The sequence below is a fragment of the Desulfomicrobium macestii genome (assembly GCF_014873765.1).
Lineage (GTDB): Bacteria > Desulfobacterota > Desulfovibrionia > Desulfovibrionales > Desulfomicrobiaceae > Desulfomicrobium > Desulfomicrobium macestii.
On record NZ_JADBGG010000004.1, the window covers coordinates 73201 to 94832 of the forward strand.

The following is a 21632-nucleotide window of genomic DNA, read 5'->3' on the forward strand; positions in this document are numbered from 1 at the left end:
GAGTATACATGAGAGTTGCAATCGTTTCCGATCGCAAGTTTGATTTGCATGATTTTTCCAGAGGCATGGGCAGTGACGTGGATTGGTTTGCCAACCCGGACGAATTTTTGGGACACGCTTGTGAATTGTCCTGGAATCTGGTCGTCCTCGATGCGCTCCTGGACGGTGCGGACATCACACGGACACTGCAGGACTTGCTGCGGGTCAACTCGCTGCTCCATACCGCAGTCATTGCGGACATGACCGAGCCTGAACTGTTCGCATACTGCGAGGGATTGGGCGTCCTCTGCGCGGTTCCCGCCATGCCGGAATGGAATGATGGCGCCAGAGTCATGAATCAGTTGTGCCTTTTTTACGACATGGGTTAATGTCGGGGGGAGTATAATCTCCTCCGTTCTTCACAGTATTGTCCATCTCCCTCGCCAAGAGGGAGGTGGCCCTTCCCCCGTTGACGATGTTTAAGTCGATGGACCGACAATGCTGATGAGGGGTGATCACGAAATCCAATCTCAAGCTTTCAATTCCATCCGAGTCATTCTTGCATGATCAATTTCCGCGTGCAGGGAACCGTCCAGCCTGGCGGTGAGCTCAGGTTTGCGAACCGTGGCGCTTTATTTTTGGCATGGCGGATTCACTTCCGACGTTGCCATATATTGACAGTCTTCCGGTTTGCGGTAATGGTCATTCGTGTTACTGATTTTAAATTAGTAGCACGAATGGGTCTCGTTTAACGTCATGGCCGTCAAGGCCGAAGGAGGAGCTTCATGATCGAGATCGAAGGAGTCATGTCCACGGGGCAATTGCCCAACTCCGCGGACCCCAACTCGTTTTCCATGGTTCAGGTGGACCCGGAAAAATGCCAGGCCTGTGGCAACTGTCACGAAATCTGTCCCACAGGCATCATCCAACCCGTTGACGACTCGGGAATCCACAAGGTCGTCGATCCGGCCGGTTGCGTGAACTGCGGCCAATGTCTGGCCAACTGCCCTTACGGCGCCATCTATGAGCAAACTTCGTTCGTGGATGAGATTCTGGCCAAGCTCAAGGATCCAAACACCGTAGTTGTCTCCATGCCTGCTCCGGCAGTGCGCTATGGCCTCGGCGAACCGTTCGGCATGCCTCCTGGCACCTTTGTCGGCGGCAAGATGCATGCAGCCTTGCGCAAGCTTGGTTTTGACCTCATCTGGGACAACGAATTCACGGCCGATGTGACCATCATGGAAGAGGGCACCGAACTGATCAACCGTGTCGCCAAACCCGATCCCAAACATCCCTTGCCGCAATTCACGTCCTGCTGTCCTGGCTGGGTCAAGTTCGTGGAGACATTCTATCCGGAAATTCTTCCTCACGTATCGACCTGCAGGTCGCCTATCGCCATGCTTGGGCCCCTGGCCAAAACGTACGGAGCCGAGCAGACCAAGACCGATCCCAAGAAAATGTACACCGTGTCCATCATGCCTTGTATCGCCAAGAAGTACGAGGGGTTGCGGCCGGAAATGAAGGCGAGCGGATTCCGTGACATCGATGCGACCATCACCACTCGGGAATTGGCCTACATGATCAAGAAGGCTGGGATAGATTTTGTCAGTCTCCCAGATGAACAGCCTGACCCGGTCCTGGGAGAATCCACCGGAGCCGCGACAATTTTCGCGACCAGCGGTGGCGTCATGGAAGCAGCTCTGCGACTGGCTTACGAGGTTCTTTCCGGCCAGAAGCTGGACAACCCCGAAATAAAGGCCGTGCGCGCAAGCGAAGGCATCGTCACGGCCAGCGTGGATGTGCCCAACTTCGGCGCGGTCAACGTGGCCGTGGCAAGCGGTCTCGAAAACGCCGCCAAACTCTGCGAGGAAGTCAAGGCCGGGAAGTCGAAGCACCATTTCATCGAGATCATGACCTGTCCCGGCGGGTGCGTGAACGGTGGAGGACAGCCTCTGGATCCGGGCTTGCTCGTTCAGAGTTCGCCTCTTCTCGACACCTACAAGAAACGCTTCGGCATCAGCTGCTAGGGAGGGCGAATAATGAATACCATCATGGAACTGACGCGCCGGAGTTTTATCAAGGTCACCGGAGTGATGACGGCCATGGCCGTGACCGGTGTCCACTTTGTAGGCACGGCCAAGGCCGCGGCAATGGATTTTGTCGCCCATCGGCAGACATCCGTTTACGATGCCGACGCCAAGGTCTACAAGATCAGAAAATCCCAGGAAAATCCAATGATTCAGAAAATCTACGCCAAGGACGGTTTTCTGCATGACGGGCCCTGTGGCCACAAATCGCATGAGTTGCTGCACACTCACTATGTGGACCGCAGCGCGGGTCTCAAGGCCCTGCGCGACAAGGGCATCCAGCTGAAGCTGTGATGCCTGGGATGAAGTTGTAACCCACCTCCTGCAACCTGCGGCAAGGATCGTGCTGAACCAAGGGTTGCGTTTTAATTGTTCCCGAAAAGAGCTTCGATGCTCGAGGCGAGGAAGTCCTCAATCTCGTTGCGCTGGCAGGTGATTATGGGCGGGAGCTTATCTGTTTTGGACATGTAGGAGTGGAACGCCTGCAAATGGAAGAGGGCTTTTTTCCTCAGTTCTTCATCACGGTTTTCCTTGAATTTATCAGCCAGGGCCTTGCCTAGATTGAAATGGGCCAGAGGGTAGGGAATCCCCTGAAGGGCGATCTCGTATTCCTTCACGGCCAGATCCATGTTGCCCTGGCGGGCGTGGATCACGCCGATGTCGTTGTGCGCCTCCGAAGCCTCGATGGTTTCGGGGCAGCATTCAATGACCTTGGAATATCTGGCTACGGCTGCAGGATATTTTCCCATGGCCAGAAAACGTTCTCCCTGTTGGATTAGGGTCCGGGGCAACTCGGCTTGGGCGTGATCGTAGAACCCGCCAAGCAGACCGAGAAAAATGATGAGCAGTAATGGACGAAACAGCATGGTATCTCCTGGAGCTTTTAAGTGTTACGAATTTTTATTTTGTATTCGTGTTGTGACGCAAGATCAAGGACGGAGTGGGCCTCCGGGATGAGGTGCAGGACATGAAGAAGGGCAGAGTCAGGAAGGCATCCACGGAAAGATTGGGAGTGGTCGGGATTCTGATTCTCAATGCTGCGCCGGACAGGGCACGGGTAGCTGAACTTCTGGCCGAGTACGACGGCATTATCGTTGGCCAGGCGGAGTTGCCGTGTTCCGAGCGGAACATGACGCTGATTTGTGTGAGCATCAAGGTCACAACCAACGTCCTGGGGGCATTTACGGGCAAGCTTGGGCTCGTTGACGGCGTGAAAGTAAAGTCAATGTTATTGTGAGGAAGGTAATGAAGTTAAAATTTGTTGGTCGCGTGGCAGTCGTCTTGGTGTCAGCGGCGGTCTTGGTCGGATTGAACCATGGTACTTTGATGGCAGAAGAAAGTCCGGACGAAGTGGGACGGCGTACATACCATCTCGAAGACATCACGGTCACCGCCCGCGGAGTGCCCGCCCCTGCCAGTCTGACTCCCGGCGGAATCGGCGTGGTAAAGGAGGATGATTTGCGCGAGCAGGGCGGTTCCAGCGTCGTCGAGAGTCTTGCCCGCATACCCGGCGTATCACGTTCCAATGATTCACCCTGGAGCGCGGACGTCATCATCCGGGGCATGACCCGCGATAGCGTGGTCGTGCTCGTCGATGGCATGCGCGTGAACATGACTACGGACATCAACGGTCGTTTCGGATTGGTTCCCGCCCAGCAGATCGAGCGCATCGAAGTGCTCAAAGGGCCGATTAGCGCCCTCTATGGCTCGGGCTCGGTGGGCGGTGTGGTCAACATCATCACCAAGGGCGGTTCCTTTACGGATACGCCACAGTGGCGCGGTGGAGCGGGTATTTCCGGGACCAGCAATCCTGCAGGCGGGAGCCTCTCCGTTTCCCTTGGGTACTCCACGCCATCTTCCTGGGTTCGTGGTTCGGTCACTTCCAGGGATCACGACGATTATCTGGACGGAGACGGGGATCGCGTGGAGAACAGCCAGTATGCGGATATTTCCGGGTCGTTGGCAGGGGCGCTCAAATGGAGTGACGAGCATCAGACCGCGCTGAGCTTTTCCGCGACACAGGCGCGGGATGTAGGCATTCCCGGCACCGGCACCGCCCCGCTTCCGGTAGGGGCTTATGTGACGCTGACGCGCAATGATTCAAAGCGGATGGAAGTGCGGCACTCATTCACACCTTCCGGCAGCCTGTTGCTGGAGTCGTCGCTCCGCTTTGGTTACCAGTTCATTGAGCGCAAGCCACGCATTGACCATTTTCCTTCGGGTCCGGTGACCCGGATCGAGCCTTGGGCCGATCACGAGACCGTGTCCGCGGATTGGCGCAACCGCTTCGGGCTGGGTGACCACCTCCTGACCGTAGGACTTGAGGCATGGAACTGGCACATGACGTCCGGAAGGGAAAAGAAACTCAAAAATGGATCATTCCTGAAGGACAAGCCCACACCAACCACGACGCAACACTCTCTTGGCGCGTACATGGAAGACGACTGGAGTTTTGCACCGAAATGGGTCTTGAACGTTGGGGGGCGGGTTGATCAGGTATCCATCGACAACGATGAGACCGCGACCGTACAGTCCGGCTCCCGTGACGATGTGAGCTGGGCCGGGCATTTGGGCCTGACACATGCAATATTCGAGTCCTGGAGCCTGACCGGATTGGTCGCATCTTCGTATAGAACTCCCAATATTTTGGAATTGTTCAAGAACATAAATCTTGGCGGCGGAGTCACCGAAATCGGCAATGCCGATCTTGAGCCGGAGCGTTCGATCTTTCTGGAAACCGGAGCCCATTATGCGGGCAGGACCCTGGGAGCGGATTTTTCGCTCTACGCCAACTTTGTGGATGATCTGATCGTCAGCGCCCCCGTCTCGCCAACCCTTTGCCAGATGGACAATGTTTCCTCGGCTGAAATTTACGGAGCCGAGGCGGCGGCCCAATGGGAATTCATGGCGGGCTGGGAACTGTTCGGCAATGCTGCCTATGCCAGAGGGCGCGATGTGGGAGCCGGGGAGCCGTTACGTTTCATCCCACCATTCAATGCTTTGGCGGGGTTACGACAGACTTTGGAAAACGGTTTCTGGTGGTCGGGGGAAACGGTTATGGTCGCTGGCCAGCATGAGACACCTGAAGACGTGGAACACTCGAATTTTCATGCGCTGTTCAACGCCCGGTGCGGTTTCGGTTTCGAAGCGTCGGGTTTCAAGCATGACCTTGGGCTAACCATCAACAATTTGCTGGACCGTCAGTATGCCAGCTACCTGGCTACTTCCCGGGGAGTGGATTTGATGGAACCGGGTATCTCGGTTGTGGGGAGTTGGAACGTCAGCTTCTGAGCGACGGATGTACGACTGAAAAAAACGGAGCGCTCGTCTTGGACAAGCGCTCCGTTTTTTTGGCCAATGCCGGACAAGAAGTGTTTCGTCTGTCAGGCTCGCATCATTCAAGTTGGCTGAATCGTCTGCTACCACGACTCGTTATGGATCAGTTCCGGCCTGAAGCGATTCACGGCTTCGAAGCTTCCATCCGGCCAGCCCACCGGGACGAGTGAGAAGGGGATGATGTTTTCCGGGATGCCGAGGAGTTTGCGAAAGCCGTCCATGCGGTCCTTTTCCGGGTAGATTCCGACCCAGACCGTGCCAAGCCCGAGGTCACGGGCGGCCAGGAGGATGTTCTGCGTGGCGGCGCTCGCGTCCTGGTCCCAGAAGGTCGGCCATTTCTTGCCGTCCGGGTCGCCGCAGACCACAATGGCCGCGGGGGCCTGCAGGACCATCTTGCTGTAGGGATGGAAGCTTGGGATGGTGTCGAGTTTGGCCCTGTCCCTTATGACGATGAAATGCCAGGGCTGCTGGTTACCCGCCGAAGGCGCGCTCATGGCGGCCTTGAGGAGGATGCCGATCATCTCCTCCGTGACGGGCTTGTCGAGATATTTGCGGATGCTGCGGCGGGTGTGGATGGCGTTGAGGAGTTCCATCATGTTTCTCCTTGCTCTCTGGTTGCAGGGTGTTCCCAATCAAGGCTGATGCTGTTCCTGTAAATCCCGATCTGCGTCGCGTCGAGTCCGACTTTCCGGGAAACCGGCGCGGCTAGCATCCACTCTCTCTCCCATTCACCATTCACCAATCACCATTCACTACTTGAGTTCCTGCATGGCTTTCATGAGCGGCCCCAGGTCCGGGCGCGAATTGATGTCGTGCACGTCGATGTAGCGGATGATGCCCTGCTTATCGATCAGGAACAGGGAGCGCTCGGCCTCGCCCGTTGAGCGCAGGATGCCCAGGGCGTCAGCCAGCCTGCCGTGCGGGTAGAAATCCGAGGCCACGGGGAACCATACCCCGCCCATCTCCTGCACCCAGGCGTGCAGGGTGGGCACATTGTCCACGCTTATGCCCACGAGCTGGGTTTCGGCCTGATCGAACATGTCCTGCACGATGTTGTAGCCGGGCCACTGCCCGGAGCAGACCGGCGTCCAGGCCGCCGGGATGAAGGACAGTACGACGTTCTTCTTGCCCCGGAATTCGGCCAGGGTGACGATGCGCCCATCAATGGTCGGCAGGGAGAAGTCCGGGGCCGGATCCCCGACCTTGACCTTCAGGCTGCTGTCCAGCGGGGGCAGGCTGCCTGTCTCGAAGATTCGTTCCTGCGGTATCGGCGTCTCCTGGGCCGGAAGCCAGGCCGGGATAATGGTCAGCAGTGCGGCGAAAAGCAGCGCTCGCATCATGTTCATTTTCCTCCGTCACAGGCTTTCAAGGCTTGCTCGAGAAATGTTTCCGCTGATTCCATGCGCCCGAGCAGTGTCTTGGCGACACGAATTTCCTTTTTCTCCGGGTTCATGGCCAGCACGTAGAAGAACGGGGTCCCGACTTCACCGATTTCCTTGTTCACCGTAAAATCCGGGTCGGAAAAGAGGGGAAAGGTGGTGGCGTATTTGTCGCGGAAGACCTGTACCTCGAAATCCGAGTTGCCGATGCCGACACCGATGAGCTTGACGTCCTCGCTCAGGCCCCGACTGGCGATCAGCGCGTTCAATTCATTAAGGGCCGGGGCTTCGCGCTGGCAGTGCGGACAGTACATGCTAAAAGCAACAAGGATGACTGTTTTGGCTTTTATTTCGGAGAGATGCCTTGGCGCGGGGCCTTTAAGTCCCAGGTGCCCAAGATGCTCCGGGCTCAGTTCGCCGCGCAGGAGCAGATCCGGCATGGTGCTGCCCACGGGCAGTGGGTGTGAGGCCGCGCTGTCCGTGGCCTCCATGGCCAGGGCGCTGCCGGCAAACAGCGAAAGGAAAAGGAATGTGAATATGATTCTGGTTGGCATGAAGACTCCTTGAGTCAGGTTCTTATGAAGGGAAATGGTAGTCCCGGAGGATGCGGATTGTCGGTTAACACATGAAAATTTGGATCAAGCATAGCAAGATGCGGCGGGGGCGGCAAATGACTTTCCAATACTCAGGGTTTTGCACCGGAAAATAAGTGAAGATCCCCGCCGTTTGGTGGTCGGCGGGGATCATGTCATTCGGGATGGTTCGCGGGCTTGTCCGGTCGGCAGGCCCGGATTTTCGTGCCGGAAGCCGGGTGATGGGCCTTGACGGGCGCACCGGCACGGGATGGATGCCGTCCTGGATATTACGGGTTTTGCCCGGATGCGTCCCTGGATTTTGATTCGGCGGTGATGTCGATCACTTCCGGTTCGCTGAGCCCTCTCTTGAAATTGAAGATGGCCCGGCCCATGTTGGTGCCGAGAAGCGGGAGATTTTTCGCCCCAAAGACAAAAAGGGCGATGACCAGAATGATGAGCAGTTCCTGAACGCCAATTCCGAACATGAGAGCCTCCGCAAGAGGTGCTGGAAAAATGGTTTGACGCGTTTGAAGCCGGGAAGACACATGGAAAAAGACGGTGCGGCAGGGAGATTCCGTGCCGACCGGGCAACGGCCAAGGTCATCTTGGGCGTTGGGTGCGGACATCCATATCAGGGGTCCCGGGCAAGTGAAAGTGGGAAGATGCGTGCATAAAATCAGCGCAGTCTTTTGGCTGCAATCTTGTATACCGCGCTGCGTTCACGCTTTCCCACCGCGATCACGACAATGACTACTTCATGGTCGCGGACTTCATAAAGCAGCCTGTAACCGGCGCTCCGAAGCTTGATCTTGTAGCAGTCCGGCATGCCCGAGAGTTGGGCGCTGTTCACTCTTGGGCGCTCACGCCGCTGGAGCAGTTTTTTTGCGAAATGCTCGCGGATGACGGGATCAAGCCTGTCCCATTCCTTTTTGGCCTCTTCCTTGAACCGCAGGCTATAGGTCATCCCAGGCCACCTCGATCTCCGGTTGATCCTTGCGCGCGGTGGCCAGGGCTGCAAGCTCCATGTCTTCGAGTTTGTCCATGAGAGTTTCGTATGCATGAGCCGGTACACAGTAGAAGACCGGTTCGTTGTGATTGAGGATGGCCACGGGGAAACCTTCGCCCGCGGCGACGGTGGCCATGGGATTTTTCTTGAGTTCCGACACGCTGGCCGCCACATCGGCAAGTATCATGTTGGGCATGGCTTCTCCTTTTTTAGTGCTGTTAATAGTACTGCAATTAGGTTTTTATTTGGTCGTGGTCAAGGCGGCAAGCATGGAGACCAAAGCGCCGGAAGATCTGGTATCAAAAGTGCGCGGCGGCCCGGACTGTCGAGTCCTGACCGCCGCAGGATTGCAAGATCAGTGGTTTGTGAAACGGGAGCCTTTGTCCAGCCTCAGGCCGTGCACTCGTCCACCAGGTAGAGGATGTTGCGGTAGGGGATGCCGCCGTGCAGGGCCAGGCCGATCTCGCAGGTGCGGCTGGTGGAGTAGCCCTCGGTGCAGTCCTCAACCTTTTCAGCCAGGGTCTTCAGGGCCGAGGCGTTCAGTTCCGGCACGGAGAAGCCCTTGTCTCCGGCAAAGCCGCAGCAGAAGATGTCTTCCGGCACGACCACCTTGGTGACGCACTTTCGCGCCAGCTCCACAAGCCTGCCCTCAAGACCCAGCTTGCGTGATGTGCAGGTCACGTGCAGGGCCACGCGCCTGTCCTGCTGGATGAAGGTCAGCTTGTCGTGCAGGTGTTCCAGCACGAAGACGCTCGGATCGAACATCTTCAACCTCGGGTCCAGCACCTCCTGCATGCGCTTCAGGCACGGGCTGGTATCGCACAGCACGGGCATGGCCCCGTTCTGGCTTGCGGCCAGGAGCGCCTCTTCGAGCTGGGCGCTCTTGACGTCGGCCTGGGCCACGAAGCCCTTGCTTTCAAAGGCCTGTCCACAACACAGCGCGGCCATGTTCTCGGGGTAGATCACTTCGTAGCCGGCCTTGCGCAGCACCCGCACCGTGGTCTCGGGCAGGGGGCGGATCTTTTCGCACCGGGACGGCCCCATGTTGCGGGCGATGCAGCTCGGGAAGTAGACCACTTTGAGCGGGTTGTCCGTGTTCACCTTTTCGCGGCGAATGCGGCTTATTCCGCCGGGCATCCGTTCGTTCCAGCGCGGGACGCGCTTGCCCGTCATGCGATGCAGGGTTTCGGAGGACACGTCCATGAACCTGGTCCCGGTCACGGCGTGCACCGCGTCCACGACCTGCAGCACTCCGGACACGGTCCGGGCCACCCCCGCGAAGTGCTCCCCGATCCAGTCGGCAGCTTTTTTCTGCCGGACGCTCGCGCTCTCGGCGCGCAGGGCCTTGGTCATCTTGCCCGTGTCGATGCCCACGGGACAGCGCGTGCCGCACAACCCGTCGGTGGCGCAGGTCCCGTCGCCCTGGTAGCCGTAGGCTTTCGTGAGCTTGGCCAGCTCCGCCTTGTGTTCGGGCTTGCCTTTCAAGCGCTGTATTTCGCGCCAGGATGTGATGCGCTGGCGCGGGGCCAGGGTGATGTGCTTGGAGGGGCAGATGGGCTCGCAGAAGCCGCACTCGATGCACTTGTCCACCAGTTCGTGGGCGGCGGGCAGGGGTTTTAAGTCCTTCAAGTGGGCCTTGGGGTCCGGGTTCAGGATGACGCCGGGGTTGAGGAGGGTCAGCGGATCGAAGATGCGCTTTACGTCCTGCATGAGGCGGTACGCGTCCTGGCCCCATTCCATCTCCACGAAGGGCGCCATGTTGCGGCCCGTGCCATGTTCGGCCTTGAGGGAGCCGTCGTACTTGTCGACGACCATGGTGGCCACGTCGTCCATGAGTTTGCTGTAGCGCTCGATCTCCTTCGGGTCTCCGAAGTCCTGGGTGAAGACGAAATGCAGGTTGCCTTCAAGGGCGTGGCCGAAGATGATGGCCTCGGAGTAGCCGTATTTTTCCAGCAGCCCCTGCAACTCAAGGGTCGCGTCGGCCAGGCGCTCGATGGGGAAGGCCACGTCCTCGATGATGACCGTGGTGCCGGTGGCGCGCACCGAGCCGACGGCCGGGAAGAGGCCCTTGCGGATGTTCCACAGCTTGGCGAATTCCTGGGGCACGGGCGTGAACTCGATGTCGCGGACCATCTTCACCCCTTCAAGGGCGGCCCTTATGGTCTCGATCTGGGCGTCAAGCCCCGCCTTGTCCTCGGCGCGGGTCTCCACCAGCAGCGCGGCGGCGCTTTCGCTCAGTTCCTTCAGGTAGGGCGGCATGCCGTCCTTGTCCTGCACGGACCTGAGCGCCGGGCGGTCCATCAGTTCCACGGCCGCCACGGGCTGTTTCTTCAAAATGATGGTCGCTTCGCAGGCCGTGCGGATGTCCGGGAAGAGCATCAGCGCCGAGGCCTTGTGCGCGTGCTCGGTCACGGTGCGGTAGGTGACCTTGGAGATGAAGGCCAACGTCCCCTCGGAGCCCACCAGCAGGTGTTTGAGGATGTCGAAGGGATCCTCGAAGTCGACCAGGGCGTTTAGGCTGTAGCCGGTGGTGTTCTTGATCTTGAACTTGTGGCGGATGCGCGCCTCAAGCTCCGGAGCCGCCATGACCCGGTTGCGCAGGTCCGCAAGTCCGTTCACGATTTCCGGGTGCTTTTCGGTAAACCTGCGTTTGGACTCGTCGTCTCCCGTGTCCAGAACGGTGCCGTCGACAAGAATGAGGCGCAGCTCTTCAAGGGTCTGATAGCTGTTCTCGGCCACGCCGCAGCACATGCCGCTGGCGTTGTTGGCCAGGATGCCGCCGATCTTGCAGCTGTCGATGGAAGCCGGGTCCGGGCCGATTTTCTTGCCGAAGGGGGCCAGGGTGCGGTTGGCGTGGGCGCCGATGATGCCGGGTTCGAGGTCGATGCGTCGGGCCTGGTCATAGACCCGGCAGCCAAGCCAGCCTTCGCCCAGACGAATCAGCACCGAGTCCGTCACGGCCTGGCCGGAGAGGCTGGTGCCTGCCGCGCGAAACGTCACGGGAATGCGGCTTTTGTATGCCAGGCGCAGGATGCGGGCCACCTCCTCCTCGGATTCCACGTTGATGACGATCTTCGGCACGAGGCGATAAAAGCTTGCGTCGGTGCCGTAGGCCAGCAGACGCAAGGGATCGGTGATGATGCGCGCGATGGGGACAAAAGCGGCCACCGCGTTGTGAAAGGCACGATACTTCGAATCAAGCATGAGCGTCTCCCGTGTTGTTGATAAACGATACTGATAATAATATTTGAAAACAAAAATTCTGACAAGATCAATCTGTTTTTCATGCAACAGCGCTTCCCTTAAATTTAACCGTCCGTTTTGATTCGTTTTATCCCGGCATCGGATGCGATTCACAAGAAACCGCACGCGCCTGCATGCTTCAGGGCGCAAGTCCATGTCGACATGCCGGACCGGAGGGCATAACCACATGTGGTGGTCGGCGTGGCGGCGGAATCCGTCTTTTTGCTTGCATCGGGCGGTCCGGCCTTGCTAGCCGTCAGTCCGGCCCTGCTGCTCATGATATTTCAATGCATGTCATTATTTCAGGAGTTTTACCCATGAATCTTTCCTGCTTCAAAGCCTACGACATTCGCGGACGCGTCCCGGATGAACTCGATGAGGCCCTGGCGTATCGCATCGGCCGGGCCTATGCCGCGTTCCTGAATCCCGACCGGGTGGTTGTCGGACACGATATCCGCCTGTCGAGCCCGGCCATGGCCGAGGCCGTGACCAAAGGCTTGCGCGATTCGGGCGTGGATGTTTTCACCCTGGGCGAGAGCGGCACCGAGGAAGTGTATTTCGCGGTTTTCGATCAGGGGCTGGACGGCGGCATCATGGTCACGGCCAGTCACAATCCCAGGGACTACAACGGCATGAAGTTCGTGCGCGAAGAGTCCCGCCCCATCAGCGGGGACACGGGTCTTTTCGCCATCCGCGACCTGGCGGCGGCCGGGGAATTCAAGGTCGCGCAGCGAAGCGGTCAGCTGCATGAACTCAAAATGCGCCCGCGCTACATCGATCATCTTTTGTCCTATGTGGATCGCGACGTGCTGCGTCCCCTGTCCATCGTGGTCAATGCCGGGAACGGCGGAGCCGGGAGCATAGTGGACCTGCTGGAGCGCAGGCTGCCCTTCAAGTTCCACAAGCTTCTGCACAAGCCCGACGGCAATTTTCCGGCCGGCGTGCCCAATCCCCTGCTGCCGGAAAACAGGGAACTCACCGCCCGGGCCGTGATCGAGCACAAGGCGGACCTGGGGCTGGCCTGGGATGGGGATTTCGACCGCTGCTTTTTCTTCGACGGCAGCGGGCGCTTCATCGAAGGCTACTATCTGGTTGGTCTTCTGGGCGAAGCGTTCGCGCGCAAGGTTCCCGGGGCGGGCATCATCCACGATCCGCGCCTGACCTGGAACACCATCGCCGCCGTCAAGGCGGCCGGGGGCAGGCCCATCATGTCCAAGACCGGACACGCCTTCATCAAGGAGCGCATGCGCCTGGAGGACGCTGTCTATGGCGGCGAGATGAGCGCGCATCACTACTTCCGCGATTTCGCCTACTGCGATTCGGGCATGATCCCCTGGCTTTTGGTGGCCGAGCAGATTTCGCGCACGGGCAAGTCCCTGGCCGAACTGGTGGATCAGGCCATGACCGCATATCCGGCCAGCGGCGAGATCAACCGCCGGGTAAAGGACGCGACCGCAGCCATCGCCGCCGTGGAGGAGCGGTTTGCCGCCCAGGGGGGGCGCCGTGACGATACCGACGGATTGAGTCTTGAGTTTGATCAGTGGCGCTTCAACCTGCGCTCTTCCAACACAGAGCCGGTGCTGCGCCTCAACGTCGAGTCGCGCGGGGACAGGGCGCTCATGGACGAGAAGACCGAGGAAATTCTTGGTATTGTGGATTCCATGGGCTGAATGGACCGGATGGGTCGGCTGGATCGGATGGGCAGGAAGGATCTGGGGATGCCCGGAGCTCGGGAGGGCGAAGTTTTAAAGCTTCGCCCTCTCTTTTTTGGGGAGTTACTGCGCGAAGACCTTCTTGAGCAGGTCCGTGGTTCTGGCGGCAGGATTGGTGCGGATGGCGGCCTCTTCCTTGGCCACGTAGTGGAAGATGCCGTCCATGCCCTTCTCCACGACGTAATCCGAGAGGTTGGCTTTGGCGTCGGGCATGAAGGGCAGGGCCTTGTACTGCCCCATCATGTTGTCATAGGCCTGCACCGCGCCCGCATCGGCCAGGGTGGCGTCGACGATGGGTTTCATTTCCTTGGACAGGCCAGGGCCCATGGACTTGCGGAAGTACTGGGTGGCCGAGTCCTCGGGGCCGCTCAGGATTTTCTGGGCGTCCTCTATGGTCATGGCCGAAATGGCATCCACGAAGAGGGCCTTGGCCTTGGGCGTGGCCTGTTCGGCGGCGCGGTTGAGTTTTAGCTCCAGGTCATCGACGAGGCTCGAATAGCCTGCGGCCTTGAGGGCTTTTTGCACCGTGGCCAGTTGCCCCGGCAGGGGGATGTGGATGGCCTTGTCCGTGTTGAAGCCGTCCGTTTGGCCAAGCTTTGCGACCACGTTCTCGGTACCCACGCGCAGGGCTTCCTTGAGGCCGTCGCCCATTTCACCCTGGGACAGGGAGCCGGTCTTGGCTCCGCCTCCCGAGGAAAGCAGCCCGAGCCCCTGTTGCAGGAGACTGTTCTGGGCCCATCCTGAAACGCCGACAAGCAGCAGCATCGTGACCAGGGCGCAGACGATTTTCAGATTCGGCAGTTGGACACGTATGGACATGGGACCTCCAGTGTTGATGAATGGATGAACTAACCTAGGTGCGATCGGGGCTTGCGGGCAAGGGAAAAATGCAGCTGGAGATGATCAGAAGTCGTATCGCAATCCCATGGTCAGGATATTGTTTCCGCCTTTGTCGGCGAACATTCCGTAGCCGGACGAGCGGTGATGCAGACGCAAGAGGGTGGACCATCTGGATTCCGGCAAGGCAAAGGCGGCCTCGAGGTGCCAGAAAAGAAGGAACTGTTCGCTGTCGCCGCTTTTTTGTCTTTCGTAATCGGGCAGCTTCGTGGCGTAAGACGGACCGAGTCCGTATGCCAGGCTTGTTTCCAGAAATTTGTTCCAGGGGAAATATTCCCAGCGGGCGGTCAGGATGGGTGCATTGAATTCAAAATGATCCTGGATGCCGAAATGCCGGGCCACGTTGGCCTCTAGCTCAAGGGACCAGAGACGGTTGGACGGACGGTAGAATGTCCAGCCAAGGGCCCCTGCCAGGATGTGCGAATCGACCACGTCGGCTTGTCCGGAAATGGACTGGCGCCAGTTGTCGTCGGTCATGACGCCGCCGTAAAGGCTGGCTGAGAATTCGTATTCAGATGAAGCAGATGCGTTGCCGCAATGCATGCCCAGAATCCCGGCGATCAGCAAAAAAAGAATTTTTGTGGAATGTATATGGTTCATGGTTACCTTCTCCACGGTCAAGTCCGCGCGGCCTTGTCAAAGGAGGAGCCTTGTTCATGCCTGGCGGTTTTGTTCTCAAACGGAAAATGATTTTTGAACGGAAGGTAAACGCAAAAAAGGCAACGGGCAAGTTTCGCGGAGAATGGCGGGCAAGGAAAAATGGATGGCGCGCCTTGCTGCGGGCGCAATGCTTCAACTTGTTTCGTCGAGCAGGGTGCCTGTGTCGCGCATGAGGAGGCGGATCAGGATTTCCTCCAGGGACAGGACCGGCGTCTGTCGCCGCGCCTCCACGGCCTGATCGAGCAGGTCCGCCTGGGAATCGAGGGCCGTGGCCTGGTAGTTCAGCCCGTCTTCGCGCTGGGAGTAGACTTCCTCAAGGGTGGTCATGTCCCCGATGTGGAGGGAGAGGGTGTCCAGTTCGGTTTGCAGGCTGCCTGCCGGATTGTCTTCCAGGGCCGCGCCGTCAAGTGCGGCAAGACCGGTGGCGTCGAGTTTCTGGAAGGTCACGTCGAAGCCGCCGTCCGCGCCCTGGGCGAACGACTGGATGAAGACATTGCCGTCCGCGTCGATCTGGTCGGTGCCCCATCGCGTATCGTCGAGCAGGGAGATGCCGTTGTACTGGGTCGATTCGATGATGCCGGTGATCTTGTCGCGCAGGGCGTTGTACTGCGTGGCGACATCCGCGGAGTATGCCAGATCGCCGTCCTTGACCTGCTGGGCGAGGCTCTGCATTTCCTCTAAAGTGCTTTTGATCGTGCCCACCGCGCCAGCCGCGATGCCGACCATGGAGGAAGCTTCCTGCACATTTTTGCCAGCCTGGCGGATGGCCGCGCTGTCCGAGCGCAGCCTTCCGGTGATGGCCTCGTCGTAGGGGTTGGTCAGGGGCTTGACCGGTTGCTGCCCAAGTATCATTTCGCGCAGGTTGGTGCCCACCGATGAACCCTGGAAGTAGACGTTCATGAGCAGATCCTGCTGCCACATCTGGGTGGCGGTGGAAACGACGAAGAGTTTTTGCAGATCGCTTAAGGCCATGAAAACCTCTTTACGGGCGCTTGTTATCGAAGCAGGCGGATTCCGGTGGACATTCCTAACCAATCGGATGATTTTTAAAAGTCATTAATAGACGACTTCCTCCAGCGTGAGCCCCCGTGCCGGGGCCGTGGCCGGGGCCTTGCGGCGGTCACATCCTTCAAGGATGGCGCGGACTTCGCCGGGGCCCAGCCCGCCTCGGCCCGCTTCGGCAAGCAGCCCCATGAGGTTGCGGACCATCTGCTTCAAAAAGCCATCGGCCTGAAAGCGGAAGACCCATTCCGCCGGGCTCTGCCCCTGGGTGCGCAGAATGGGTTCGAGGGTGCGCACGGTGCCTTTGATCTCCGTGCCGGCGTTCTGGAACGCCGCGAAATCGTGGGTTCCGGCCAGCTCTTGCGCGGCCTGGTCCATGGCCTCGAAATCAAGCCCGCGAACAGCCCAGACAAAGGGCGCCCGCTGCGGCAGAATAAAGTGCGGCTCGGTCCAGAGGGTGTAGGCGTAACGCTTGGAGCGGACCGAGAAGCGCGCATGAAAATCCTCGGTCACTTCCACTGCGTCGAGAATGGCGATGTCGTCTGGCAGCATGGCGTTCAGGGCCTGTTGCCAGGGGATGTGCGCCTTGGACTCCGGGACGTCGAAGTGGGCCACCTGCGCCAGGGCATGCACGCCCGAGTCCGTGCGTCCGGAGCCGTGAACCCGCACCAGTTCGCCGCAGATGCGGGTCAGCTTATCCTCGATGGTGCCCTGGATGGTCGCGCCCTGGCCCTGAATCTGCCAGCCCTGGTAGCGGGTGCCGACGTAGGCCACGGTAAGCCTGATGCGCGGCATTCCTCAGTTCCCGTTCTCGCCGGTCTGCAGCCGGGTCAGGGCCGCGGAGAGCGCTGCCGCGCGATCGGCCCGCACCGAGGACAGGATTTCTCCCGCCTTGCGGCCGCTCATCCCTGCCAGGATTCTGACGGCGATGGGTTCTTCCAGGGTTTGCAGCACCACCGCCGCCTGCTTGGGCTTCATGTTCGAATAGACGTCGATCAGATGCGCCATCTTTTCGTCCTGGATGCTTGCGGCGGAATCGATCAGGTTTTGCATCCTGATTTCAAGCTTCCGTAATGTGGTGAGCTTTTGATCGACTTGAGCTTCCAGTGCCTTCAGTTCCGCTTCTTTCTTGGCCAGTGCCTGTTCCCGTGCATTGAGGTCCTGGGGCTGATTTGCCTGAGCGTCGGAATCGGTGGCGTTGTCCGGCGTGGAGGGCGCGGCAGGCTCCTGCGCCAGGGCCTGGCTTGCGGCAATGGCCGGCCGGACGATCACGGGCTGCAGCAAGGGATTGTCGGGGAGGGTGGGTGGAATCCAGAGCAGGCAGATGGCGGCCAGCTTGACGGCCGCGAGGGCGATGAAAGCCTGGACCAGCCTAGTAAGGCGTGCGCCCGTGGCGGAGGGTGCCTGTTTCGTCGAATTCCTTTTGCTCTTTTCTCTGTTCTTCCTGAACATGTTTTTCTGCCTGTTTGGCCCGGAGTTTCTCCAGGAGTTTGCGGTCCTTGGCTTTTGTCACCAGTTCGAGCCGACGGGTTTCGGCCAGCTTTTGCAGTTCGACAAGTTTTGCCTGTGCCTGTGTTTTGTCAAGTTCCAGACGTTTTCGCCAGCCCGACCAGAGCCACAGCTCCGGTTGGGTCATTTGTTTGATCGCGCTGAGTTCGACAAGGCAGGCTTCCAGGTCTTTGTGCAGGGCATCGACACGCAGTTTCTGTTCCGCGACCTGTTGTCTGGTAAGGCTCAAGGCCAGTTTTGCCTGGTCTTCGAGCTGCCTGCGGTATTCCAGGATTTTTTCAAGTTTGAACAGAAAGGGGCGTGCCATGTCGGTATGTCAGCAAAAAGCGTGCACAAAAAAGCCCGGCCATACCGGCCGGGCTTCGTGAAGCTTATGGCCGCTGGATGCTAGGCGGCGCTGGCGGCCGCGATATAGCCCTGGCGCAGGGACTCGATGAGTTCCTTCACGGAGATGATGGCGTTCACCCTGTATGCGTTGGCGCCCGCAAAGGCGAAACCGTGCTTGAGCTGTCCCTTCTTGGCGTTCACCAAGGCGAGCGCGATGCAATAAGGGCTTTTGGTGTAGTCGCAGGAACTGATGCAGTGGAACGGGCACTTGAAAGGCTTTTTGAGGCCGCTGGTCACATCGTCGAGAAAGGGTCCGCTGACCGCTCGTCCGGGCAGGCCCACCGGGCTCTTGATGATCTGGATGTCTTTTTCCGTGGCGTTTACGTAGCTTTCCTTGAACTTGATGTCCGCGTCGCATTCGTGAGTGGCCACGAAGCGCGTGCCCATCTGCACGCCCGCCGCGCCCATCTGCAGGTACTTGTGGATATCCGCGCCGTCATAGACGCCGCCCGCGGCGATGACCGGGATGGGGCGTCCGGCTTTGGCCTCGAATTCGCGCACGGCCTCGATGACCTCGGGTACGGTCTTTTCAAGCGAGAATTCTGGATCGTCGATCTGTTCCGGCTTGAAGCCGAGGTGCCCACCGGCCTTGGGGCCTTCGACCACGAAGGCGTCGGGCAGATAATCGAACTTCGACAGCCATTTCTTGCAGATGATGCTGGCGGCCCGGGCCGAGGAGATGATGGGCACGAGCTTGGTCTTGGCTCCGTCCTTGATGTAGGAGGGCAGGTCCAGGGGCAGGCCGGCGCCAGCGAAGATGATGTCCGCGCCTTCCTTGATGGATGTCTTGACCAAGTCGCTGAAGTTGGTCAGGGCGACCATGATGTTCACGCCCAGGATGCCGTCGGTCACTTCGCGGGCCTTGCGCAGTTCGCGGGCCAGGGCGCGCGTGTTCGCTTCGCGGTAATTGCTTCCGATATCGGGCTCGCCCATGCCGATCATGGCGGCGGCGATGACGCCGATGCCGCCTTCCTTGGCCACGGCCGAAGCCAGCCCGGAAAGGGAGATGCCAACACCCATGCCGCCCTGGATGATGGGGATTTTTGCAACAAGATCACCGATCTTGAGTTGTGGGAAGTCCATTGTGTTCTCCTGTATGGATTGCGCCGTGTGGTCGGCGGGAAGTGAAGAGCTTGAGTGACCACTTAATAAAGGCGTTTGTGGCGCTGCTAACTCAAAAAAAAAGGGGGGTCAATGAAGGCCCCTCGGCCTGGTTATTTGCCGATCAGCACGCATGGTTTTCGGACTTATGCTAAGGTCCTGAACAGTCGTTCAAAAACGTGTGATACGTACCAATACTTACCAGATCGGCAGGGAGAGGGGAAGAAGAACGCAGATCTCCCCTGCAATGATGGCGGCTCCCAGAAAATCGCCGTTCACGCCTCCCTGTTTGCGGCCCAGGGCCAGCAGCGCGGCCAGGACGGCAACGGTCGTCGCGAGGGTCGCGGCCAGATGGCTCGGGGCCAGGGCCAGGGCCGGGAGCAGGGTGGTGCATCCGCCCACGATCAGGGCAGAGCGCGTCGCCCCCTGCACGGCGTTTTGTCCGAGGCCCGGACGGGACAGGTTTTGGCTCATGCGGGCCAGCACCAGACAGGAAAACCGGCCAAAAACAGGGGCAAGGATGAGCGCCGACCATGCATCGCGGGAAACGGCTGCTTCAAAGAGCGCGGTCTGAAGCCCAAGGCCCAAAATGAGGCCCATGGTCCCGAAGGCACCGATGTGGCTGTCCTTGACGATGGTCCAGAAGCGTTCGCCCGTCGCGCCGCTGCCCCATCCATCCCACAGGTCGGCCCAGCCGTCCCAGTGCAGGCCCCGTGTCAGGTAGATGTTGAGTCCGGTCAGAATCCAGGCCAGGACCCAAGGAGAGAGCGGGAGCCGGGAGCAAAGAGCCAGGATCAGTCCGAGGAGCAGCCCCACCATCGGATACATGGGCATGGATTTGCTGATGGCCTCGGAGGTGGTGATATGGGCGCGGCCCAGGCGGGTCAGGAAAGTCAGGGCCACGAGGAAGTCTTTGAGCGGATTCACGGGTGCGGGGTGTCCTTTCGGGTCAGGCGGATGTTCAGGCCGGGGGCAAGGCCAAGGGTACGGGCGCAGTCGCCCTGGTTCACCGCCAGTTCCAGCACGCCCTGACTGCCCGCCAGGAGGCCGATCTGTCCGGGAGCGAGGCTCGCGTAGGCGACAGCCTTGACGACGGTTCTGCCGTCATCGAGGAGCCAGGTCTTTGGCGATTCATGAAAATGTTCGGCGCGCAGGTTCAAGAGGCAGTTGCCGAAGCGGTCCACGTGCAGGACCGTGCAGTCAACGACGGGATCCCCGATTTCGGCCCAGCTTAGATCGTGGCGCATGATCGTGTCCGGCGCGACGCGCGATCCGAAGGCTTGCGGTGTCGCACCCAGGGCCAGCCGCGCGGCGATGGGCGCGAAAATATCCCGGCCGTGAAAGGTGTTGCCGGCGGCGAAGGCCTGTGCGTCAATCCGCCACCATGACACGGGCTCGTCGATCAGAAACGACAGCAGGCCGTTGTCCGGGGCCAGGAAGAACTGATTTTCCCGCTGGGCCAGCAAAATGGACCGGGATGATCCGACGCCCGGATCGACCACTCCCAAAAAGATGCTTTGAGGCGGAAAGTGACGATGGCTGGCTTGCAGCAAAAAACCGGCTTGGACACTGTCATGCGCGACCACTTCGTGGCAAAGATCCACAATGCACGCGTCCGGCGCCTCACGCAGAATGACTCCCTTCATCTGTCCGACATAGGGATCAAGGAGACCAAAGTCAGTGAGTAGAACGATAATCGGGCGCATTTGATGTATCTAAGACCAAGCTCAAACCCTGTCCAGAGCCCGATCGAGAAACCTGTTGACAGTGTTGAGCGCGCCTGTGTAGATACGGCGCTCTTCGGGGCGTAGCGCAGTTTGGTAGCGCATCGGTTTTGGGAACCGAGGGCCGGAGGTTCGAATCCTCTCGCCCCGACCAGGAAAAACAAGGCTTACAGGTAAATCATCTGTAGGCCTTTTTTTATTTTTCGAGCACTTGCCGTCCCTGCAGTGCGTGAGTGTGCTATTTTCGAACACTTTAGAAATAGAGGCAGCTGTGGTTGCATCACCATGCATGTCAGGGAAATTTAAGCCGAACTTGACGGACTCATTGGCATGGTGCGACGAAACACATCTAGCGTGTAGGTAGCAAACCTTTGGTCTTCTTGAATGCCATCGGTTGGCGCTGCATTGCCAACATTGTTGGGGTCAGGTTTTGAATGGACCGCCAATATTTTTCTATCTTGAGTTTTATTAATTTGGAATAATTGTATTTTTTGACGTGTGGCGTATTTTGTGCTCAAAATATCACGGAGGACTTCTATGACTGCAAGCGAAATGGTGCAACATATCGGCAAACGTCTCGGCATTCCCGAGTTATGCCTGAATGAACTAGGGCTTTGTAGAATCAGGCTGAACGATAGCATCGTCATTGATTTTGAAGAAGATGACACCAAGAATTGGTTGCATGTTTTTGCTGCGCTGACGGACGATGCCGCGATCCTGTCGCGTGACACGTTGCTTAAACTGTTCCGGGCGCATTATCTGTATAACGATACGGGCCACGCCTCGTTCGGGGTGAATGCCGAGGACCGGTTGTGCCTGTTCATGCGTGCGCCGACTTCGGAAATGGCGGAAGAACTCTGGGTGGAAATGTTTGAAGCCTTTTTTTCCACGTATCTCGAATGGAAAGAAAAACTGTCCAGTGGAGCAACCGAGGATCCTTTACCCGGCGACGAACTGCCCGATCTGCCGCCCAGTACTTTTATCAGAGTCTGAAGGGTGATTTTGAGAATACTACCGGCACAGGTTGTAAGGAGA

General features: G+C 58.9%; 24 protein-coding genes and 1 tRNA gene. 8 read left to right on the top strand and 17 right to left on the bottom strand.

The annotated features are described in order from the left end of the window. The first annotated feature begins 8 nt into the window (after positions 1–8). From H4684_RS03860 to H4684_RS03870, 3 genes are all read left to right on the top strand, one after another. On the top strand, positions 9–368 hold the full coding sequence (locus H4684_RS03860) for a response regulator transcription factor (protein WP_192622883.1): 360 nt from the start codon (positions 9–11) through the stop codon (positions 366–368). A 396-nt stretch (positions 369–764) separates the two neighbouring features. Then, complete coding sequence (locus H4684_RS03865; RefSeq protein ID WP_192622884.1) at positions 765–2006, top strand: [FeFe] hydrogenase, group A; 1242 nt, start codon at positions 765–767, stop codon at positions 2004–2006. Between the two features lie 12 nt (positions 2007–2018). Then, positions 2019–2360 (top strand): iron hydrogenase small subunit, encoded by a 342-nt coding sequence (locus H4684_RS03870; protein ID WP_225940228.1) that lies wholly within the window; start codon positions 2019–2021, stop codon positions 2358–2360. Positions 2361–2431: 71 nt separating this feature from the next. Here the strand turns inward: H4684_RS03870 and H4684_RS03875 are convergent, their stop codons facing one another. Continuing rightward, positions 2432–2932 carry a tetratricopeptide repeat protein gene (locus tag H4684_RS03875; protein WP_192622885.1) on the bottom strand — a complete coding sequence of 167 codons (501 nt, stop codon included), beginning with the start codon at positions 2930–2932 and terminating at the stop codon, positions 2432–2434. Positions 2933–3033: 101 nt separating this feature from the next. Here H4684_RS03875 and H4684_RS03880 point away from each other — a divergent pair, with 101 nt between their 5' ends. Both H4684_RS03880 and H4684_RS03885 read left to right on the top strand, forming a co-directional pair. Next, entirely contained in the window at positions 3034–3303 is a 270-nt protein-coding gene (locus H4684_RS03880) for a TM1266 family iron-only hydrogenase system putative regulator (protein WP_192622886.1), read from the top strand. An 89-nt stretch (positions 3304–3392) separates the two neighbouring features. Next, positions 3393–5357 carry a TonB-dependent receptor plug domain-containing protein gene (locus H4684_RS03885; RefSeq protein WP_192622887.1) on the top strand — a complete coding sequence of 655 codons (1965 nt, stop codon included), beginning with the start codon at positions 3393–3395 and terminating at the stop codon, positions 5355–5357. A 128-nt stretch (positions 5358–5485) separates the two neighbouring features. On the opposite strand, the gene H4684_RS03890 is transcribed toward H4684_RS03885, so the two are convergent. From H4684_RS03890 to H4684_RS03920, 7 genes are all read right to left on the bottom strand, one after another. Next, on the bottom strand, positions 5486–5998 hold the full coding sequence (locus H4684_RS03890) for a nitroreductase family protein (RefSeq protein ID WP_318779610.1): 513 nt from the start codon (positions 5996–5998) through the stop codon (positions 5486–5488). Between the two features lie 156 nt (positions 5999–6154). Beyond that, positions 6155–6748 (bottom strand): peroxiredoxin, encoded by a 594-nt coding sequence (locus H4684_RS03895; protein ID WP_192622888.1) that lies wholly within the window; start codon positions 6746–6748, stop codon positions 6155–6157. Beyond that, on the bottom strand, positions 6745–7335 hold the full coding sequence (locus H4684_RS03900; RefSeq protein WP_192622889.1) for a peroxiredoxin family protein: 591 nt from the start codon (positions 7333–7335) through the stop codon (positions 6745–6747). Before H4684_RS03900 ends, H4684_RS03895 begins: the two co-directional genes overlap by 4 nt. A gap of 308 nt (positions 7336–7643) precedes the next feature. Continuing rightward, positions 7644–7841, bottom strand: coding sequence for a twin-arginine translocase TatA/TatE family subunit (locus H4684_RS03905; RefSeq protein ID WP_092188824.1), 198 nt, complete (start codon positions 7839–7841; stop codon positions 7644–7646). Between the two features lie 191 nt (positions 7842–8032). Further along, positions 8033–8320, bottom strand: coding sequence for a type II toxin-antitoxin system RelE family toxin (locus tag H4684_RS03910; RefSeq protein ID WP_192622890.1), 288 nt, complete (start codon positions 8318–8320; stop codon positions 8033–8035). Beyond that, complete coding sequence (locus H4684_RS03915; protein ID WP_092188820.1) at positions 8310–8558, bottom strand: type II toxin-antitoxin system Phd/YefM family antitoxin; 249 nt, start codon at positions 8556–8558, stop codon at positions 8310–8312. The genes H4684_RS03910 and H4684_RS03915 overlap by 11 nt, the downstream gene beginning before the upstream one ends. 194 nt (positions 8559–8752) lie before the next feature. Then, positions 8753–11566, bottom strand: a complete 2814-nt coding sequence (locus H4684_RS03920) for an FAD-binding and (Fe-S)-binding domain-containing protein (protein WP_192622891.1) — start codon at positions 11564–11566, stop codon at positions 8753–8755. Positions 11567–11922: 356 nt separating this feature from the next. On the opposite strand from H4684_RS03920, the gene H4684_RS03925 reads away from it, so the two are divergent. Further along, positions 11923–13275, top strand: a complete 1353-nt coding sequence (locus H4684_RS03925; RefSeq protein WP_192622892.1) for a phosphohexomutase domain-containing protein — start codon at positions 11923–11925, stop codon at positions 13273–13275. A 105-nt stretch (positions 13276–13380) separates the two neighbouring features. Here the strand turns inward: H4684_RS03925 and H4684_RS03930 are convergent, their stop codons facing one another. The 9 genes from H4684_RS03930 to H4684_RS03970 all read right to left on the bottom strand — a co-directional run bounded on the left by H4684_RS03930 (position 13381) and on the right by H4684_RS03970 (position 20579). Continuing rightward, a complete protein-coding gene (locus H4684_RS03930) occupies positions 13381–14136 on the bottom strand; it encodes a DUF4197 domain-containing protein (protein ID WP_192622893.1) in 756 nt (251 codons plus the stop codon). An 84-nt stretch (positions 14137–14220) separates the two neighbouring features. Continuing rightward, a complete protein-coding gene (locus H4684_RS03935; RefSeq protein WP_192622894.1) occupies positions 14221–14814 on the bottom strand; it encodes a hypothetical protein in 594 nt (197 codons plus the stop codon). Positions 14815–15006: 192 nt separating this feature from the next. Continuing rightward, positions 15007–15846: a flagellin gene (locus H4684_RS03940; RefSeq protein ID WP_192622895.1), complete on the bottom strand. Its 840-nt coding sequence runs from the start codon at positions 15844–15846 to the stop codon at positions 15007–15009. Positions 15847–15930: 84 nt separating this feature from the next. Beyond that, a complete protein-coding gene (truA, locus tag H4684_RS03945) occupies positions 15931–16671 on the bottom strand; it encodes a tRNA pseudouridine(38-40) synthase TruA (protein WP_092188812.1) in 741 nt (246 codons plus the stop codon). A 3-nt stretch (positions 16672–16674) separates the two neighbouring features. Then, positions 16675–17328, bottom strand: a complete 654-nt coding sequence (locus H4684_RS03950; RefSeq protein WP_192622896.1) for a MotE family protein — start codon at positions 17326–17328, stop codon at positions 16675–16677. Then, complete coding sequence (fliJ, locus tag H4684_RS03955) at positions 17249–17692, bottom strand: flagellar export protein FliJ (RefSeq protein WP_192622897.1); 444 nt, start codon at positions 17690–17692, stop codon at positions 17249–17251. The genes H4684_RS03950 and fliJ overlap by 80 nt, the downstream gene beginning before the upstream one ends. 80 nt (positions 17693–17772) lie before the next feature. Further along, positions 17773–18855, bottom strand: coding sequence for an NAD(P)H-dependent flavin oxidoreductase (locus H4684_RS03960; protein WP_092188806.1), 1083 nt, complete (start codon positions 18853–18855; stop codon positions 17773–17775). A 216-nt stretch (positions 18856–19071) separates the two neighbouring features. Further along, positions 19072–19800 (bottom strand): adenosylcobinamide-GDP ribazoletransferase, encoded by a 729-nt coding sequence (locus tag H4684_RS03965; protein ID WP_192622898.1) that lies wholly within the window; start codon positions 19798–19800, stop codon positions 19072–19074. Continuing rightward, positions 19797–20579: an SAM hydrolase/SAM-dependent halogenase family protein gene (locus H4684_RS03970; protein WP_092188802.1), complete on the bottom strand. Its 783-nt coding sequence runs from the start codon at positions 20577–20579 to the stop codon at positions 19797–19799. The genes H4684_RS03965 and H4684_RS03970 overlap by 4 nt, the downstream gene beginning before the upstream one ends. A 95-nt stretch (positions 20580–20674) precedes the next feature. On the opposite strand from H4684_RS03970, the gene H4684_RS03975 reads away from it, so the two are divergent. Next, a tRNA-Pro gene (locus H4684_RS03975) sits at positions 20675–20751 on the top strand. Between the two features lie 383 nt (positions 20752–21134). Beyond that, positions 21135–21590, top strand: a complete 456-nt coding sequence (locus H4684_RS03980; RefSeq protein ID WP_192622899.1) for a type III secretion system chaperone — start codon at positions 21135–21137, stop codon at positions 21588–21590. Positions 21591–21632 lie beyond the last annotated feature (42 nt).

Bases quoted from the DNA above. Each gene is read 5' to 3' on its own strand.
- H4684_RS03915 (WP_092188820.1), bottom strand. From the start codon at position 8,558: ATGCCCAACATGATACTTGCCGATGTGGCGGCCAGCGTGTCGGAACTC.
- H4684_RS03875 (WP_192622885.1), bottom strand. From the start codon at position 2,932: ATGCTGTTTCGTCCATTACTGCTCATCATTTTTCTCGGTCTGCTTGGC.
- H4684_RS03940 (WP_192622895.1), bottom strand. From the start codon at position 15,846: ATGGCCTTAAGCGATCTGCAAAAACTCTTCGTCGTTTCCACCGCCACC.
- H4684_RS03935 (WP_192622894.1), bottom strand. From the start codon at position 14,814: ATGAACCATATACATTCCACAAAAATTCTTTTTTTGCTGATCGCCGGG.
- H4684_RS03865 (WP_192622884.1), top strand. From the start codon at position 765: ATGATCGAGATCGAAGGAGTCATGTCCACGGGGCAATTGCCCAACTCC.
- H4684_RS03950 (WP_192622896.1), bottom strand. From the start codon at position 17,328: ATGTTCAGGAAGAACAGAGAAAAGAGCAAAAGGAATTCGACGAAACAG.
- H4684_RS03910 (WP_192622890.1), bottom strand. From the start codon at position 8,320: ATGACCTATAGCCTGCGGTTCAAGGAAGAGGCCAAAAAGGAATGGGAC.
- H4684_RS03880 (WP_192622886.1), top strand. From the start codon at position 3,034: ATGAAGAAGGGCAGAGTCAGGAAGGCATCCACGGAAAGATTGGGAGTG.
- H4684_RS03885 (WP_192622887.1), top strand. From the start codon at position 3,393: ATGGCAGAAGAAAGTCCGGACGAAGTGGGACGGCGTACATACCATCTC.
- H4684_RS03930 (WP_192622893.1), bottom strand. From the start codon at position 14,136: ATGTCCATACGTGTCCAACTGCCGAATCTGAAAATCGTCTGCGCCCTG.
- H4684_RS03970 (WP_092188802.1), bottom strand. From the start codon at position 20,579: ATGCGCCCGATTATCGTTCTACTCACTGACTTTGGTCTCCTTGATCCC.
- truA (WP_092188812.1), bottom strand. From the start codon at position 16,671: ATGCCGCGCATCAGGCTTACCGTGGCCTACGTCGGCACCCGCTACCAG.
- fliJ (WP_192622897.1), bottom strand. From the start codon at position 17,692: ATGGCACGCCCCTTTCTGTTCAAACTTGAAAAAATCCTGGAATACCGC.
- H4684_RS03925 (WP_192622892.1), top strand. From the start codon at position 11,923: ATGAATCTTTCCTGCTTCAAAGCCTACGACATTCGCGGACGCGTCCCG.
- H4684_RS03895 (WP_192622888.1), bottom strand. From the start codon at position 6,748: ATGAACATGATGCGAGCGCTGCTTTTCGCCGCACTGCTGACCATTATC.
- H4684_RS03900 (WP_192622889.1), bottom strand. From the start codon at position 7,335: ATGCCAACCAGAATCATATTCACATTCCTTTTCCTTTCGCTGTTTGCC.
- H4684_RS03905 (WP_092188824.1), bottom strand. From the start codon at position 7,841: ATGTTCGGAATTGGCGTTCAGGAACTGCTCATCATTCTGGTCATCGCC.
- H4684_RS03980 (WP_192622899.1), top strand. From the start codon at position 21,135: ATGACTGCAAGCGAAATGGTGCAACATATCGGCAAACGTCTCGGCATT.
- H4684_RS03960 (WP_092188806.1), bottom strand. From the start codon at position 18,855: ATGGACTTCCCACAACTCAAGATCGGTGATCTTGTTGCAAAAATCCCC.
- H4684_RS03860 (WP_192622883.1), top strand. From the start codon at position 9: ATGAGAGTTGCAATCGTTTCCGATCGCAAGTTTGATTTGCATGATTTT.
- H4684_RS03920 (WP_192622891.1), bottom strand. From the start codon at position 11,566: ATGCTTGATTCGAAGTATCGTGCCTTTCACAACGCGGTGGCCGCTTTT.
- H4684_RS03870 (WP_225940228.1), top strand. From the start codon at position 2,019: ATGAATACCATCATGGAACTGACGCGCCGGAGTTTTATCAAGGTCACC.
- H4684_RS03890 (WP_318779610.1), bottom strand. From the start codon at position 5,998: ATGATGGAACTCCTCAACGCCATCCACACCCGCCGCAGCATCCGCAAA.